Raw genomic sequence first — 17,299 nt, 5'->3', positions numbered from 1 at the left:
AACACGTTTGTACAAAAACCACTGCCCTTACAGGTGCCAATCATTGAAGAGAATAGCTTTACTGGCATCATTGATTTAATCAATATGCACTCTGTTCAGTGGAGTAATTTAAGTCAAATTGATGATTTTGTACTAGCAGAAATACCAGAACAGTATAAAGTTGAGGCAGAGTTAGCTCGTGAACAATTAGTAGAAAGGTTAGCTGCTGAAGATGAGTCCATCTTAGAATCTTGGGCAGAAGGCAAAACACCAACTAATTTTGAGTTGGTAGTAGCCATTCGACGACAAACTATTGCAGGTAAAATAGTACCTATTTTTGCGGCATCAGCCTATAAAAATATTGGTATTCAGCCTGTATTGGATGCTATTACTCAGTATTTACCAACACCGATAGAGCGCCTTGAAAGTGTTGATAACCTAAGTCAAAAACCGGTAACTAACGATCTTGACGGTGCTTTTGCTGCTTTAGTTTTTAAAGTAGTTAATGATCCTCACGGCTCTTTGGCATATACCCGGGTATATCGAGGACAACTGCAGCGTGCAGATAGAGTGCTAAATACTCGTACAAATAAAGCACAAAAGGTTGGCCCTATTTATGAAATGCACGCCAATATCCGTACAGAAAAACCAGCTATGATCTGTGGCGATATAGTAGCTATTGCAGGGCTAAAAGACGTACAAACTGGAGATACCCTGTGTACAGAAGATATGCCTGTTGCCTTTGAAACGATCTCAGTACCTGAACCAGTAATGGAGATTGCAATAGAGCCCGGTGATCGCAAAAATCAAACTAAATTTAGTTTGGCATTGCAAACCTTGTGTCGTGAAGATCCTAGCTTGCAAATAAAAACAGATAGTCGCACAGGACAAACCTGTTTAGCAGGCATGGGAGAATTACATTTGGAAATTGCCGTAGATCGCTTAAAAACCGATTTTGGCATCACAACCAGGGTTGGAGCTCCACAAGTGGCATACCGGGAAACCCTGATCAAAGCAACAGAGATTCATGCTTTACATCGTAAACAAACCGGTGGCCTTGGGCAATTTGCTGAAGCAAAACTACAGTTTATTCCTTTTACAAAGGAAGAACTTGATTCATCAAATGCATATGAGGCAATAATTTTTGAAAATAGAATTGTTGGTGGTGTTATCCCTCAAGAGTTTATCCCTGCTATAGAGGCAGGTATCCGCCAAAGTGCTAATGAAGGCATTGTAAGCCACTATCCTTGTGGAGGTTTTAAAGTTGAGTTAATTGATGGTAGTTATCATCAAAATGATTCATCACAAATGGCCTTTTCATTAGTTGCAAAACAAGCGGTTAAGAAACTTAAGGAAATAGCCTGTATTCAATTACTCGAGCCCATAATGAAAATAGATATCAATATCCCATCTGACTATATTGGTTCGGTTATTGGTGATCTTAACCGTCGACGCGGACAGGTAATTGAACAAAATAATGATCCTCAACGGGCCGTTCTAAAAGCCCAAGCTCCATTAGCTGAAATGTTCGGCTACATTGGTTGTTTACGAGCTCTCACAGCAGGGCGAGGACAATTTAGCATGTCCTTCTCCCATTATGAGGCTGTTCCAAAGATGCTAGTCACAAATATTATAGGAGATAAAAAATAATCACAAAAAGGCTGCCAATTTTGGTAGCCTTTAATATTAAATACTATTACTACTACGTGATAATTTTTTAGGTTATGCTAGATTCGCCTCGCCTAAAAGAAAGAAATAACTAGTTTTTTGGTAATACTTTTAATACTTCAATACCTAATATAGTCTTTTACAACGATCATCTTTGTTTGAACCTTGCGTACATCAGTTAATCATTTTTTATACTTGTTAACTTCACTGATTGCCAGGCAGCAACTTTATCCAACCCACCATACTGTTTTACAGTACCAGCTTTTATCACCAACAACTGATCATATAGCCATAGATATCTAATAAGACACATTGTGTGATTTTTAGCCACAAACTAATTACACTGATTTAAGTCAAAGTATTCAGCTCGCAAATTTTCTTCTTTGATATACCATATTTAGTAGTAAGTCATACCAAAGTTACAACATCTTGTAGTATATCTAAAAGCCGCTACCGTCGAAGGTAGTAGCAGTTTTTCTGTTGAGTACATCAAACAACGTGCTGTTTAAGTACTACATGTGTACTCGATACAAAAACATTGGTTAAAAATCACCCAATAAAGCTGATTGTTCAACATCATTATCGAAAGCAGTCGTGAGGAAACCAGGTGAAACCCATAGTTATCAAGCGTGATGGCTGTCGTGTGCCGTTTGATTGTCAACGTATAAAAGAAGCGATCTTACGTGCTTGTATTGCAGTAAACTGTAAAGATGATGCCTATGCTGAGTGGGTTGCCAACAATGTAAGTCAGCAGCTTAACGCCTTTGATGAAGTTGATATTCAAGAGATTCAAAATGCGGTTGAAAACCAACTTATGCAGGGACCCTATAAGGGATTAGCCCGAGCATACATTGAATATCGTCATGATCGCGATATGATGCGTGAACGCACCAGCCGACTCAACATTGAGATTCGAGGACTCATAGAGCAAACCAATGCCGCTATTCTCAATGAAAATGCCAACAAGGACAGCAAAGTAATCCCCACGCAGCGCGATTTGCTGGCTGGTATTGTTGCCAAGCACTACGCCTTACAACATATGTTACCTAAGCCCATAACACAGGCTCATATTGAAGGCGATATTCACTATCATGACCTTGACTACGCACCTTTCTTTCCCATGTTCAACTGCATGCTTATTGACTTGAAAGGCATGTTGACGCATGGCTTTAAAATGGGCAATGCTGAAATTGAAACACCAAAATCCATTTCTACAGCAACAGCCGTAACAGCTCAAATTATTGCCCAGGTAGCCAGTCATATATATGGTGGCACTACAATCAACCGTATTGATGAAATTCTTGCTCCTTATGTTAAAGCCAGTTATGCCAAACACCATAAGGTGGCCCAGGAGTGGGATATCAATGACCCTGATGCTTTTGCTAAAGCCCGTACAGAAAAAGAGTGTTTTGATGCTTTCCAGTCACTTGAGTATGAAGTTAACACGCTTCATACTGCCAATGGACAAACTCCTTTTGTTACCTTTGGCTTAGGTCTTGGCACCTCATGGGAAGCTCGTCTTATACAACAATCTATTCTTAAAAACCGAATTGCCGGGCTTGGAAAAAATAAGAAAACAGCTGTATTTCCCAAATTAGTCTTTGCTATTAAAGCTGGAGTCAATCACCAGGTTGGTGATCCAAACTACGATATAAAACAGTTAGCACTTGAGTGTGCAGCTAAGCGAATGTACCCAGACATACTTAACTATGAACAAGTTGAGCAGGTTACAGGTTCATTTAAAACCCCCATGGGTTGCCGAAGCTTTTTAAGTGCTTATGCTGAAAATGGTGAACTGGTCCATGATGGACGAAACAATCTTGGTGTTGTTAGCCTTAACTTGCCACGTATTGCCCTACAAGCAAAAGGGAATGAAGCAACATTTTTCAAACTATTAGAGCAACGACTTCGCTTAGCTCGTAAAGCACTGGATACGCGTATTGCTCGTCTGGAAAATGTTAAAGCCCGTATCGCTCCCATACTCTATATGGAGGGTGCCTGTGGTGTGCGTTTGAAAGCTGACGACAGTATTGCAGATATTTTCAAGAATGGCCGAGCTTCAATATCTCTGGGTTATATTGGCTTACATGAAACAGTCAATGCCCTTTATGGCACCAAACAACATGTATTTGATAGCAAAGCGTTGCAAGACAAAGCAATAGCTATTATACAACGGCTACGCAACGCTGTTGATGCCTGGAAAGCGGAAACAGGTTATGGCTTCAGTCTCTACAGCACACCAAGTGAAAACCTTTGTCACCGTTTTTGTAAACTAGACACTATGACGTTTGGCGTGGTTGATGGTGTCACTGATAAAGGCTACTACACTAACAGCTTCCATTTAGATGTGGAGAAAAAAGCCAATCCTTATGACAAAATCGATTTTGAGATGGCTTACCCTACCATCGCTAACGGGGGCTTTATTTGCTATGGCGAGTTCCCCAATATGCAGCGCAACGTAGAAGCCCTTGAAGGTGTATGGGACTACAGCTACAACCGCGTGCCTTACTATGGCACCAACACCCCAATTGATGAATGCTACAGCTGCGGCTTTATGGGTGAGTTTTCCTGTACCAGTAAAGGTTTTGTATGTCCTAAGTGTGGTAACCGAGACCCAGAGAAAGTATCAGTGATACGTCGCGTATGTGGATACTTAGGTAGTCCTGATGCACGTCCTTTTAATGATGGTAAACAGGAAGAAGTTAAACGTCGGGTTAAACACTTATGAGCTTCGCTTGATTCAATCACCATGAACTATCACAAGTACTTTTCAGTTGATGTCATCAACGGGCCTGGCACCCGTTGCACCCTCTTTGTATCAGGTTGTGAACACCGCTGTGAAGGGTGTTATAACAAGGCAACCTGGCATCCAAATTCTGGGAACAAGTTTACTGAAGAGCTACAGGCTCAAATCATTAGCGACTTAAATGACCCCCGTATCAAACGGCGTGGTCTCTCACTCACTGGAGGAGATCCCCTCCTCCCAGCCAACGTGGATACAATTCTACAATTGGTTAAAAACGTGAAGAAAGAATGTCCCGATAAAGACATCTGGCTATGGACAGGTTATACGCTAGCCAACCTGACAGCACATCAGCGACAAGTTCTACCATTTATCGATGTACTGATTGATGGTAAGTTCGAAGCAGAACAGGCAGATCCAATGTTGATGTGGCGAGGCAGTGCTAATCAAATGATCTACCAAATAGATAACCACAGTAATAGTCAGAAATTAACGCTAGACTAATAGTTAAGCACTTACTCAAAAGATGTTGAACTATGAAAACACCACTTTCTTCTTTAACAAAGGCTATCCACAAGATTGTCTTTAAGTGGTCATACCCTCCTGCTAAGCTACAAAAGAGCTATCGGCCTACTGTGCTTACCGCCTTTTTATTACTAATATTTACTGCAAACGTATATAGTGCAGACTTTATATTTTATGATTCTGACAAAAGGCATCAATATTCTATAACGAAAATGGCTGCTCAATTCACAGAACTTTATGGTTATGAGATAAAACCCTATGCCATTGTTGTAGCAGCGACTAAACTCTCAACTGAGTACAAGCAACAACTAAAGTATTTAAGCAAATTAGATGCTGAAAAGTGGTCTTTAATTTACATCCAATCTCTGGTTACACAAGCAACTGATGATAACTATCACACTGATAAAAATGTTGCTGTGCAACTGCTTCAAGATAACTCCTTTAATGTACTAATATTTTCACCGGGTGGCACACTATTAAAGGAATCTAACCATGTTTTAAATGATAAAGAAATTATTAATATCGTCACACAAGAAGTTTCAAATCAGTAAATACAGGCTCAGGTAAGATAACACCCATACCTCCAAACATCCCCTTCCTATTTTCAACGCGCTAATAGTTAATACTTAAGATTAGCTTTTTCCGAAAAGTATCAGGTTAGTATACTCATAACGAAGGGTTTTTAGGGGCGGCCGTCAAGTGATGAAGCCCCAGAGCAAGTTTACTACTGTGAAACTTGCGGTAGTGACTTTAATTGATATAACAGCGCTGCTGGGCAGTTATATTAATAAGTGATTGGGGTGGCAGTTAAAAGCTCCTGCATGAACTGCATTCCCAACATCCTTGTTGGTCAAGAGTACCGACAACAAACCCTTAAAATGATTCGTGATGGGTATATTATATGTTTATAAAGGCTATATAACTGCAAAAACACCATAGATAATGGCTTAAAATCCCATAATAAGTACAATTTAAAACCATAAAGACAGCTTTCACCTTTAAAGTCAATTTACACACATAATAATATGTATAGATAATACTAGACGATAAAACATTAACCTATTATGAACCATAACCGTAAACTACAGCATTTATTAATACTGATATATACCCTTCGCATTGGTTATATCAAATATGAATGGTTTTCTGAGTTTCAATATTTCAAATTAAAACTATCAAATTCATTTACAATGAAAGACATTACTATCCTATACGGATATACGAGTAGCTACTCGTATATTTTAATGCTAGGTAAAAGTATGTAGATACTGTTTTAAACTTTTGGCTAAAAAGTCTATCACACACTTTACCCGTTTAATACGTACTTTATCTTTTGAATAAATTAAGAAGAGGTGATTCTCTAACCGATTAGGTGTAATCTGGTAGTCAGCTAATAATCGTACCAATGTACCCTGTTGTACGTCATTACTTACACTCAATGCAGGTAGTAATGCTATACCTGAACCAATTAATGTATTATGATAAATAACGGCAGGGTTATTCGTTTTAAGCCATGCATGCTGTAAATTAAATCTAAACTGTTTTTTATTTTGTTTAAAAAACCAGCTTGAGTGAGATTGAGTAAAGCGAAATGCAAATACTTGATGTGCTTGCAAATCCTGTGGTGTCAAAGGTAAGCCAAATTCTTTAAGGTAATTTGGTGCAGCCAACAGCCAATATTCATTCTTGACAATCTCTTTAGCGATTAATCCTGAGTCTTGTATACGTCCAAAACGTAAATAAATATCATACTGACCTTCATTAGGATCTAATAATTTGTCATCACTGTGAAGATTAATTATCACCTCTGGGTATTGTTGATGCAATTCTGCTAAAGCGTTTGGCAAGAATTCAGCACTAAACCACCAAGGAGCAGAAATACTCACATCTCCACAGATATACTCACTACTTTCTTTTAAATTGTCCCCTAGCTCATCTAAAGAGGACACGATCTGGGACGCTTGCTCAAACAATATTTTCCCTGCAGCAGTCAAGGCAACATTACGTGTACTGCGAGTCAGAAGTGTCACGCCTAACTCCTTTTCCAACTCAGCAACATGACGAGAAACCGATGAGCTGGAAAGATTCAACTGCGTAGCGGCCTTTGCAAAGCTTGTATGTTGAGCAACCGATAGGAAAGCTCTCAAAGAGTCAAGTGAACGAATCATTATTGCAATTATTCAAATAATAAAATTTAAAAAATCTGATTAATTACCAAGTATGAAGGCGTTAAAATAGATAGTCAATGTAAAAGTACATCGTCTATTAAAGGTAGTCTATCGTACCCGCACAATATTTTATATGCATATATACTTAGGAGATTTTCATGTTAAAAGTATTAATTATTAATGGTGCAGAACAACGAAAAATGGCACCCGGAAAGTTTAATGAAAGCATGATTGAAACCACACAAAACTCACTCACCTCTTATACTGAAGTTAGAGTCACTCATGCCGCTAGTCATTATGATATTAAGGAAGAACAAGAAAAAATCATTTGGGCTGATATTATTATTTTTCAATTTCCAGTCTACTGGTTTAATGTTCCTTCTAGCCTTAAAAAGTTCTTTGATAATGTCTATGAGTATGGATTATTTTTTGGTCCTTCTGAGCACTATGGAGAAGGTGGTTATTTAACAGATAAGTTCTACATGTTATCCACAACATGGAATGCACCTATTGATGCTTTCTCTCATACACATGGTTTATTCTCTAAAAAGCATCCTGATGACTTACTTTTAGCAATACATACTACCCAACAATATATCGGAATGCAGCCACTACCAAGCTTTTCAGCGTTTAACATTGTGAAACAACCAAACTTCTCACATTGGCAAAAGCAGTGGCAAGCACATCTTACGCAATACATCAATAGCTCACTACTCAATACACGGATTCAGAATAATAGCCTGTAAATTCTAGCTAATAATATATTCTCAACTAAACTCGATTGTGAAAAGTCCATAAATGCAAGGAAGCACCATGAAAAATAATTATACAGTTTTTCTTTTTCTGACAGTACTTTCACTAACTTCGACACTTTGCCTTGGGGGCTCAACGTTAGAAACAACTTTGGCTAATCCAGATACACACTCACGCTGTTCAATTGAATATGGTCATTTAACTGATCGTTCAATAAATTGCAGCTACCAATCACTTCATATCAAAGCTAACGCTGGCATTAAACGTGAGGTGAAATATCAGATACCTATTGGTAATCCACCCAGAGATGGCTGGCCAGTAGTATTGATCTTTCAAGGTAGTTTCTTTCCTGTTGAGTTTCAGCGGCAGAAATCTGATCCATTTGGTGGATTTCATGAAGCAATGCTTATCAAACAACTATTAGATTCGGGCTACGCGATTATTGCCCCTAGAGCAGCTATAAATCTTGCTTGGCAAACAAACATACTATCCAGTGCAACACCTTATCAGTTAACAACGGACTATCAATTCTTAACTCGTGTATTAACTGGTATACGAAAGGGATTATTTGGACCACTCAATAATCAGAAAAAATTCGCTACAGGAATTTCAAGTGGAGGTTATAATACCAGTCGAATGGCTGTATCATTTTCTGGGGAGTTTAATGCATTAGCAATTCAATCAGCGTCTTATGCAACTTGCCTTGGTCCTGCCTGTCTTGTACCACAATCATTACCCAGCAATCATCCTCCAACATTGTTCATTCATGGCGCATTAGACTTAATTGTGCCAGTATGGACAATGACACAATATTATAACCGTTTAATCAAGCATGGTATTCATACCGAAAAATGGGTAAATCCCTATAAGGGGCATGCTTGGTTTGAAGAGTCGCCAGAAAAAATTGTTGAATGGTTTAACCGATTTTAATTTAATTATTTTACATTTCCGTCATCACTCAGGAAAATTGCATATACAAAAAAGGCCCACCATAATGTTTGACAATATTGGTGGGCCTTTTAATAATGTCTCTGTTGATATTAATTACACTGATGTGCTTTTCTTACAGCCTCAATTTCAGCCATTAACTCTGGGCGTTGAATCGCTTTAATAAATAGCGTGGTATTTTCGGATGTCAAATTATCATGGTTACTTGGCTCATCTAACGCTAATGCTAAATCTTCATACATCCAGATTTTTCCCCATAATTTCAAAATAGCTTCACGCCAGCAGGCATTACCTAAAATCTCTTGGTAAATTTCTGGATAATTGTCATGGAGGAAATACAGATAACGTTGTATATACCACGCAAAGCTTAGCGCGCCATCGGCATCACTACCATAGGTAGTATAGTCATGGAACGCATAACCAATTGCCAAGGAATGGCTATATTGTACCGCTTCATCAATTACTGATTCCCACCCCTGCTTACCTACAGGACTACCTTTATTTATGTAAGTTGAATCATAGTGATTATTGGGCACGTCTTTTGAGAAATTATCATGCTGTAAATTATAAAGAGGAGGGTATTCATAAGGACCTCTCACAGGACAGACAGGTGCTGTACCTTTAGTTAAAGGTAACGCCTGTGTTGACCAACCAGATAGTTTATGTGATAACCCATGTCCACATTCGTGTACAGATAAGTCTGCACCATGAAACAGCTCACTGGTTGGTAAATCCCCCCATGTGCTTTTTGCACGTTGCATCCAATACGTTAAGCATTTTTGCCCAGAACTATCAGGTGCTTGACTCAATATTTCTGCCCCAAAAGGATAGCGCTTCTCTAGGGCTTTCGTTACCGTTTTAGATAAAACGCTCACAGCAGCATTAGGGTTATGATTGCTTAAAATATCTTCAATATTTATCTGTGGATTTGCCCGTTGTGGCTCTCGATATTGGCCATCAATACATTCGGCTGAAGTCATCTTTTTAAATAAACCTGAGCCGTTTGTATCTCCATCGCCGGGTTTGTCTCCATCTCCGGGTTTATCCCCATCACCTGGTTTGTCCCCATCGCCTGGTTTGTCCCCATCACCTGGTTTGTCCCCATCACCTGGTTTGTCCCCATCGCCTGGTTTGTCCCCATCGCCTGGTTTGTCCCCATCGCCTGGTTTGTCCCCATCACTAGGTTTTGCATCTTGTTGAGTGAGCTTTATATCATCCAGAAAAAAATCAACATTAGCTTCTGGACCAAATACGTAAATCTCTGCCTTTTTTAAAGTACCTTGAGGTTTAACAGTGAAGTCAGATGCAATATCAACCCATTGTTCTGCTACAGGAATTGAGGTTGAGTAAATTCGCTGCCAATGTGCTCCCTTATCATCAACATAATAAAGTTGCAGACTAAGTTTTTGAGCTTGGTTCGTACCTGCACTCAATAGAGCAGAAAGATTCAGCGTATATTTTTTCTTATCAGAAAACCACTGTGTGATAGGTAATTTAGCCCCTGAATACCAATGATCACGACCTTTTACATATAAACTAAAGCCTCCAGACTTGGCCTGCATACCACTAATTACTGGAACCTCATTAAGCCAAGCAGGTAACCATCCAGCATTATCTGTTTCAAAGTCATGTTTAAAGAGAGTATTAGGGTCGTGTGTATTATTATCAACTTCTGCAATTCTTACTTCATCAATAACAAGTTCTTTGCTTCCTTTAGGCCCAAATAATAACAAGTAAGACTGTTTTATTTCACCCAGCGCATTGACCTTAAATTTTCCTGTTAATGTTTTATCATTACTACTTATTTGATCTACCGCAAGATATTGGCAGTAAACAATTCCCAAATCATTTTTTAAGGCTAATGCAGCAAGACCAAACTCTTTTTCTTCACTCTTATTTAACTTTAGATTTGCTTTAAATGTATATTCTTTTGTCGTACTCAAGGTAGGTTTAATTTTTTGGATAAGTCCATCATAATAATTATTACGACTGGATATCACTACTTGGTAATCAATACCACATTCTTTTGTCTGCTTATTTCGCGTAACATTTACACCTGAAGTGTAATAACCCCGCCATCCATCCAAACTATTAAAGTCAGGCTGACGTATTAAATTTCCTCTACTAAGCGCCGGTTTTTCACAAAGTCCATTGTTATCTTCATAAGTCATTATAAGGGGTTGTGTTTCAACCTCTGATTTTTGGGTACCTTCTGAATAATAATGCTCTGAATTATAACTCACCACTCCAGGTATAATGAGATGAGCCTCAACCTGAACTGCAGAACCAAGCACTATAAATGACGTTAATAAATTAACATAAAATGAAGGCGACGATACTTCTTTTATTTTCATAAGTAAAGCCTATCAAATACTAATATTCGCTATACCGTTTTTATTTAGGTATATATGTTTTACTAGCCATGATAGATAATTAAATACTTACAAAACATTAAGTGTCGCACTAAAAATACAAATATATATTGTTATACTTCACATCATTTATATTATACAAACCATCCATGCGTCATTTCTGCAAAATACAGCACTGCTATGTAGCGCATGGTTTTGCCTATTGCCACTAATGTTAAAAATACTCCTAAACGTACTTTCATGATGCCAGCAATTAAAGTAAGTACATCGCCTCCCATCGGCATCCAGGCAAGCAGTAAACTCCAAACGCCATAACGCTGAAACCAATATTGCATTCGTTCAATTTGCTCATCCTTAAAGTAGAACCAACGCCGATCTTTGAAATGAAGTAAGTAGCGACCTAAGTACCAGTTTACAACAGCCCCTAACGTATTTCCTACTGAGGCTACTAAAACAAGTAACCAGGGTGGTTCTCCTGTTTGTAACAATGCATATAGCAAAACCTCTGAATAAAAGGGAAGAATTGTTGCCGCTAAAAATGATGATGCAAATAAGGATAAATAGGCTATCACTACATAAACCTAGGTTGTTGTACGCTTGGCTTGAGCAACTAACCACTGAAAGAGCTGCCGCTGATGTTTAAGATATAATAAATATTCTGGATGCCACTGTACACCTATGACAGGCTTAACCTCATTATATTCAATGGCTTGTATAAAATGATCAGCATCCCAGGCTGCTACACGAAAATCACTTGCTAATATGTTAATGGCTTGATGATGTAAACTATTTACCTTGATTATCTCATGACCAATTATTCTATAAATCTCAGTTTCTTTCTTTAATACAACTTTTTTTCGTGGCAAAAATGTGGCTCTGTTATGTGTTTTTTCTCGCAAGGGACGAATATCCTGATATAAACTACCGCCACATTGAACATTTAATAACTGGTAACCTCGGCAAATTCCCAAAATGGGTAAGTGATTTATAAGCGCATAATCAATATATCGCTGCTCAAGCTCATCTCTCGCTTCATCATAATGCGCTTTAGCCATAATCTCCTCTTCATAGAGAGATGGGTGAATATCATCTCCACCACTTATCACTAAGCCATCAAGATGTTCCTGTGGAACCGAGTGTCGTACACTAATTCGATGTGCATGTCCACCAGCAAGGGATAATGCCAACCGAATACATAACCAGGAAGGTGAAAAACGTCTGGCATTACCTGTTACGCCAATAACAGGTTTTGATATATTTTGTCGAGTATACTGAACCATGGAGCAGGTTTTATATTTATCAGTGCTTGATTATAAGTCTGCCATTCAGTTGCCAATTGCTCTAGTAATTGATCATTTTGAGCAAGATACTCAATAACACACCATACATTCCAGCTTTTATAAAGAAACCAATTGTTTTTCTCTATTTCACAATTAGGCATCCGGTAATGAAACGTCGGCCGCGCTTTAATTCGAGGATCATCTAGACGCTCATTGATTAAATGTTCATCGATATACTTGAATAATGGAAGGGCATCCAGTGCTCGATTTCTTGTAGGATTAAATTCCACATAGTCTTCAATCAGTTTAGACCAGGAAATATTATCTTTATACTCAATCAACGTATTAATATAAGACTTTGGAAACAAATTAATATATGGAGTTACCCGCCGAATAGGATCAACTTGATGTATTTTCAACAACCAATCTTGACAAATACCATAAGCTTTTAGAATTCTCATGACTTTTTCAGGATCATTATTCGTCACTTCTGGATTAATATGAACACCAAAGGCATACAGTAGTGACTCTTCAGTTCCTTTTGCTCCTGCATTTCTAAGTGCCAATACCATGTTATCCAATACAGATAAGTCACTAATCACTATAGGTGGGCATACAATTTCTATTGGCACGACAACACTTGCGAGTTTTGTTAGCCAGATCATAAAGTGATCATCAATATTACCTTCTCCATACTCAATCGCATGCTGCTTTGCTCGCTCTTTCGCTGTTTCCTTTGCAAACCGCCAATCTAATTCAACAGTAAACTCACCTATCCCTTCCACAAGCACTCTAGATTCTGCAGGATTATTACTTTGTACTCTCCCATTTAATGTCTTGCACAGAATGTCTGTGACGTCTTCAAGATCTAAGTCAGCAAATTCCAACTCAAACCCCACTCGTCGAGGGTTTCCTTCAAAGTTGTTGATTGCTGAAGGTATACAATAGTGCATTTTATTACTCATAGCGCTAGTTAAGTAAAATCTAATCGATTATCATAGTAGAATGTTGTAATATTTATGTAGCTTGTAAGGCATAAATATGCCTAATAATTTTTTTGTTGCCGATTGCAATATTAGCACTTTACTCAAGCCTTCATTCATAAATTGTTATATGCTTATACAGTAAACAGGTAAGGTGGGTCATGTCAAAAATTAAGTTTACAAAAGAAGAAAAAGAAATTATAACAAAAAAAATACAACTTTATTTCCAAGAAGAACTAGATTATAGCCTTGGTCAATTTGATGCCGAATTCTTATTAGACTTTTTCTCAGAAGAAGTAGGTCCATATTTCTATAATCGAGCATTATATGATGCACAAACCATTCTAGAAAAAAGACTTGAAACCATAACCGAAGCTATTTACGAAATAGAAAAACCAACCGATTTTTTGAGATAATTCAGAATAACAATCATTTATTACGAATTTATATACCTATAACGAAGTGTTTTTAGTAGGGCTAGACTGGCCTGTTAAGACTAACAATAGCAACAACAATCGTTTTAAAAAATTGTCGGGCGTTTATATTAATAAACAACTGAAATACCTAACAAAAATCAAACGATTATTCATGCGTATAATCAGCTAGAAATTTTTTCTCTTCCTTTTTAACTGCATCAAAATTAATACCTATATGGTATCCATAACGACTAATAATAACGTAATTAACATGTGCAGAACACTTAAGATTCATTTGTTTTCCATGATGAAATGCTTTACATATAAACATAAGCTTTTGATTAATAACTAATTTTATATCAAGCTCTATCAGCGCTCCATGTTCTGAAATATTAACAATTTTTACAGGAAGTCTTTGTTTATTAAAATCAATAATTGCTGGCCATGTAACTCTTTTTCGTGAATAATGAGTATATTCATTTGTGCTTAATCCTTTCATAACAAATCATTAACATCCTTTAGTCTGATTAGTTATCCACTTCTATAACCGGCTTGGCTTAATAGTAAGTATACATCATGGACTGAATATTTAATCCTAAAAACATATTAAAAATAGTACTAAGGATTCAACTGTATTTCTGCTAGCCTAAAAGTGAGTTTATCCATTAAAACTCGATATCAACTACTCATTAATAAACTTATGTTATTACTCGTAAGTTATATTGCTAATTCTTATTCTTAATGTGTAACTGAAGTATTTTTATTTCAACACAGCGATTGAAAAGGAGATTTCACTTTAGCTATACCCCTCAATTCATACACTTAACAAACAAGGAAAATATCCCCTTCACTGAGAGTATAATTTACCCATTAGCCTTAAAGCCAGGGAACGGTGATTATGAAAAATGTTAGACTGTTTTTCTGCTGTTTAGCTGTACTTTGCTCATCCAGCACCACAGTTGCAGATGACTTCATCATTTCGCTTAACAGCAATACGTCAAAATCAACAATAGCCCTTTTAAATACCAATCATCCTTTATCCTATTTTACTACCCTCATTGAAAAACAGTTACAACCTCCTAACATTAAAGACACTCTTGCTGTTATTGCTGTATCAAACACAGGACAGCCGTTGTTGACACGCTTTGTTCTGAACCCCTTGATTATCAGAGCCGAATCTTTTAACCCCACCACAGGTCTTATAGAATCAGCAAAACGAATCACCCAACGTACTGCATCTCTTTTTATAGATAATGCACCAACAAATACCAAAGCGTTTATCATCTATAAACCAGATTACGCCAATAACAAATGGCAATGGTCTCCTTTAGGTCAATATCCTGCTCAACATACTTCATTTATGGGAGAGTCCAATCAGTCCTCAGTAACAAGATTTATTGATAACGGTCCTTCAAATAATCGTGTTGATGTGGTTTTTGTTGCAGAAGGCTATACCTCAAATGAAATATCCCGCTTTAAGAAAGATTTAAAACCTATAACAGCCGGCTTCTTTGATGAAAGTCCCATGGATAATTATCAAAGAAGCTTTAATGTATGGGCTGTTGAAAGCATAAGCGCTGAATCAGGCGCAGGTTATACCTACCCCAAAAATACGCAATTTAGATCTTATTTCAACTGTTATAATATCGCTCGCTTGTTATGTGTAGATACGCAAAGAGTTAAAAATTATGTCAGTGAACGTCTTCCTTCTGAAGCGCGAGATTTAATCATTGTTGTCGTTAACTCAACACAATATGGTGGTTCTGGTGGTAGCGTTGCCACAATGTCTTTGCATAGTTCTGCTGTAGATTTAGCATTACATGAATCCGGACATACATTTGGCCTTCTCGCTGACGAATATAATTACGGAAGCTGTTATGCAGGACCAACAAGTGAAGCAAATGTTACATACTACTCTTCGGGCCGTAAGTGGTCACATTGGATAGGCGTAGACAAAGCAGTTGATGTGTTTGAAGGTGCAAAATACTGCCAGCGAGGCATGTATCGACCTACCACCAACTCTTTAATGCGTTCATTAGGTCAGCCTTTTCAGTCAGTTAATTCAGAACAACTTATACGACGTGTTTATGACTATGTTTCGCCCATCGATAGCACAACACCTGAAAACTCGAACGTGAAGCTCTATCGTAACCAGAAGCAAACTTTCTCTGTAAACCTGTTACAGCCTCATAATCCAACAGTAGAAGCACGCTGGCAGCTGAATGGCCAAGAAGTTGGAAGCTCAACCCAATTAACCTTAGCAGCCAATAACTATAACCCTGGCGATTATACCTTAACAGTACAAGTACAAGACGCAACTTCTCAGGTAATTAAAGACACTGATGGAAAATTGAAAGACAGTGTAAATTGGTCAATAACGATCTACCCATACTAGTAAATTGATGATGACGCGTATCTGGAATACCCATCCAAAGTGTATTCCAGATACTGTTTTTAGGTAGACTGGTTTTACTTATTACTGAGCATAAAGTGCTATATTGGGGCGCATGCCAGGACTAATACGCTTTTTTAAGTTTAATTCAAAGTATGGATTAATCTGCCGTATACGTGTTTTCATTAATGCCATTATCCATCGCGCATCACTGTCAGACTGACTTGTCATCACCGCACGTGCATTTTCTTTAATCATTTGATCAACCACACTGTCCAACACATGGCGAATATCAAATAAACGCTCAGAAATCTGTTGTTGATCAAGAATAATTATATTGATCAACTCAGCCTGAGCATCTTGAGGTAACTCTTCAAGAATCGCTCGCTGATCAGAATTAAGATGCTCCAGAAAGGCCTTTTCTCGTTCTTGAACTTTAGACTGATGCACACGGGGAACTGATGGCATAGCAGCGGTTGCACGCTTGATTTTTTCAGCACGCTGCTGTTGTGCTATAGCGACTAACTTAATAACCTGATTGGCTTCAGCCTGATTAGGTACAATATTTTTCGCAAGCCCAGCAAAATGTAACGCATTTTTGTAATCTAACTGGTTATAAAACCTAACAGCCCAAAATGATAGTGTTTGCGCTAATCGACGTTCTAAGATACTTAGTTTAGGGTGAACAGGCTGAAGTCGACGTAAGGTTTCTAACTTGATAATTGTAGAATTAGTTTGATCTATCGAGTATTGCAATTGATTTATCGATTGCTCAATATCTAACACCAACTCGTCAAGCTGTTGTGTGGACCATAACGCTTTATCTTGATTTTCTGAAGAAGGGTTCACTGAACTTGAATTTGTCTGTAGTTCCTCTGCTGCAGATAAATTACCTGAACACAACCAACTCATACTGATAATTAAACAAAAACCGTAACAAAGTACGGGTGGTACACAGTGCTGTTTATTCATTACCTTTAAATTATCTCGCTTGCTGTACATCTGACATGTTATTTTTGTTATAGAGGTGTTGAACTTACTTATAGTCAACCTAGCTGTATTATGCTTCTAT

At 37.8% G+C, this 17,299-nt stretch carries 15 protein-coding genes; 8 read left to right on the top strand and 7 right to left on the bottom strand.

Annotation, left to right across the window (positions count from 1 at the left end; translation table 11 throughout):
* The 4 genes from KCG35_RS16045 to KCG35_RS16030 form a co-directional block, all read left to right on the top strand.
* A partial coding sequence (locus KCG35_RS16045; RefSeq protein WP_215820807.1) for an elongation factor G occupies window positions 1–1,629 on the top strand: 1,629 nt, incomplete at its 5' end.
* 625 nt (window positions 1,630–2,254) lie between these two features.
* Window positions 2,255–4,375, top strand: a complete 2,121-nt coding sequence (gene nrdD, locus KCG35_RS16040; RefSeq protein WP_215820806.1) for an anaerobic ribonucleoside-triphosphate reductase — start codon at window positions 2,255–2,257, stop codon at window positions 4,373–4,375.
* A gap of 21 nt (window positions 4,376–4,396) precedes the next feature.
* Window positions 4,397–4,894 (top strand): anaerobic ribonucleoside-triphosphate reductase-activating protein, encoded by a 498-nt coding sequence (nrdG, locus tag KCG35_RS16035; RefSeq protein WP_215820805.1) that lies wholly within the window; start codon window positions 4,397–4,399, stop codon window positions 4,892–4,894.
* Window positions 4,895–4,926: 32 nt separating this feature from the next.
* Window positions 4,927–5,466: a hypothetical protein gene (locus KCG35_RS16030; RefSeq protein WP_215820804.1), complete on the top strand. Its 540-nt coding sequence runs from the start codon at window positions 4,927–4,929 to the stop codon at window positions 5,464–5,466.
* A 696-nt stretch (window positions 5,467–6,162) separates the two neighbouring features.
* Here KCG35_RS16030 and KCG35_RS16025 read toward each other — a convergent pair.
* Window positions 6,163–7,083 (bottom strand): LysR family transcriptional regulator, encoded by a 921-nt coding sequence (locus KCG35_RS16025; protein WP_215820803.1) that lies wholly within the window; start codon window positions 7,081–7,083, stop codon window positions 6,163–6,165.
* A 158-nt stretch (window positions 7,084–7,241) separates the two neighbouring features.
* On the opposite strand from KCG35_RS16025, the gene KCG35_RS16020 reads away from it, so the two are divergent.
* Both KCG35_RS16020 and KCG35_RS16015 read left to right on the top strand, forming a co-directional pair.
* Window positions 7,242–7,829: an NAD(P)H-dependent oxidoreductase gene (locus KCG35_RS16020; RefSeq protein ID WP_215820802.1), complete on the top strand. Its 588-nt coding sequence runs from the start codon at window positions 7,242–7,244 to the stop codon at window positions 7,827–7,829.
* A 67-nt stretch (window positions 7,830–7,896) separates the two neighbouring features.
* Window positions 7,897–8,766: an extracellular medium-chain-length polyhydroxyalkanoate depolymerase gene (locus tag KCG35_RS16015; protein ID WP_215820801.1), complete on the top strand. Its 870-nt coding sequence runs from the start codon at window positions 7,897–7,899 to the stop codon at window positions 8,764–8,766.
* A gap of 110 nt (window positions 8,767–8,876) precedes the next feature.
* Here the strand turns inward: KCG35_RS16015 and KCG35_RS16010 are convergent, their stop codons facing one another.
* The 4 genes from KCG35_RS16010 to KCG35_RS15995 form a co-directional block, all read right to left on the bottom strand.
* Window positions 8,877–11,138, bottom strand: a complete 2,262-nt coding sequence (locus tag KCG35_RS16010) for a carbohydrate binding domain-containing protein (protein ID WP_215820800.1) — start codon at window positions 11,136–11,138, stop codon at window positions 8,877–8,879.
* Window positions 11,139–11,290: 152 nt separating this feature from the next.
* Window positions 11,291–11,728 (bottom strand): YqaA family protein, encoded by a 438-nt coding sequence (locus tag KCG35_RS16005; RefSeq protein WP_215820799.1) that lies wholly within the window; start codon window positions 11,726–11,728, stop codon window positions 11,291–11,293.
* Between the two features lie 9 nt (window positions 11,729–11,737).
* The gene (locus tag KCG35_RS16000) at window positions 11,738–12,436 is read right to left on the bottom strand and encodes a gamma-glutamyl-gamma-aminobutyrate hydrolase family protein (protein WP_215820798.1); all 699 of its coding nucleotides are present in this window, start codon (window positions 12,434–12,436) and stop codon (window positions 11,738–11,740) included.
* Window positions 12,388–13,389, bottom strand: a complete 1,002-nt coding sequence (locus tag KCG35_RS15995; protein WP_215820797.1) for an amidoligase family protein — start codon at window positions 13,387–13,389, stop codon at window positions 12,388–12,390. Before KCG35_RS15995 ends, KCG35_RS16000 begins: the two co-directional genes overlap by 49 nt.
* 191 nt (window positions 13,390–13,580) lie before the next feature.
* Between KCG35_RS15995 and KCG35_RS15990 the strand changes: the two genes are divergently transcribed.
* Window positions 13,581–13,835: a DUF2164 domain-containing protein gene (locus KCG35_RS15990; RefSeq protein ID WP_215820796.1), complete on the top strand. Its 255-nt coding sequence runs from the start codon at window positions 13,581–13,583 to the stop codon at window positions 13,833–13,835.
* Window positions 13,836–14,001: 166 nt separating this feature from the next.
* Here the strand turns inward: KCG35_RS15990 and KCG35_RS15985 are convergent, their stop codons facing one another.
* Window positions 14,002–14,334, bottom strand: coding sequence for a PilZ domain-containing protein (locus KCG35_RS15985; protein WP_215820795.1), 333 nt, complete (start codon window positions 14,332–14,334; stop codon window positions 14,002–14,004).
* A 399-nt stretch (window positions 14,335–14,733) separates the two neighbouring features.
* Here KCG35_RS15985 and KCG35_RS15980 point away from each other — a divergent pair, with 399 nt between their 5' ends.
* Window positions 14,734–16,230 carry a M64 family metallopeptidase gene (locus tag KCG35_RS15980; RefSeq protein ID WP_215820794.1) on the top strand — a complete coding sequence of 499 codons (1,497 nt, stop codon included), beginning with the start codon at window positions 14,734–14,736 and terminating at the stop codon, window positions 16,228–16,230.
* 81 nt (window positions 16,231–16,311) lie between these two features.
* On the opposite strand, the gene KCG35_RS15975 is transcribed toward KCG35_RS15980, so the two are convergent.
* Entirely contained in the window at window positions 16,312–17,199 is an 888-nt protein-coding gene (locus KCG35_RS15975) for a hypothetical protein (RefSeq protein ID WP_215820793.1), read from the bottom strand.
* Window positions 17,200–17,299 lie beyond the last annotated feature (100 nt).

The sequence above is a fragment of the Zooshikella harenae genome, from assembly GCF_018837975.1.
GTDB lineage: Bacteria > Pseudomonadota > Gammaproteobacteria > Pseudomonadales > Zooshikellaceae > Zooshikella > Zooshikella harenae.
The sequence above is the reverse complement of the archived record's forward strand: the minus strand, read 5'-3'. Positions and strand labels throughout refer to the sequence as shown.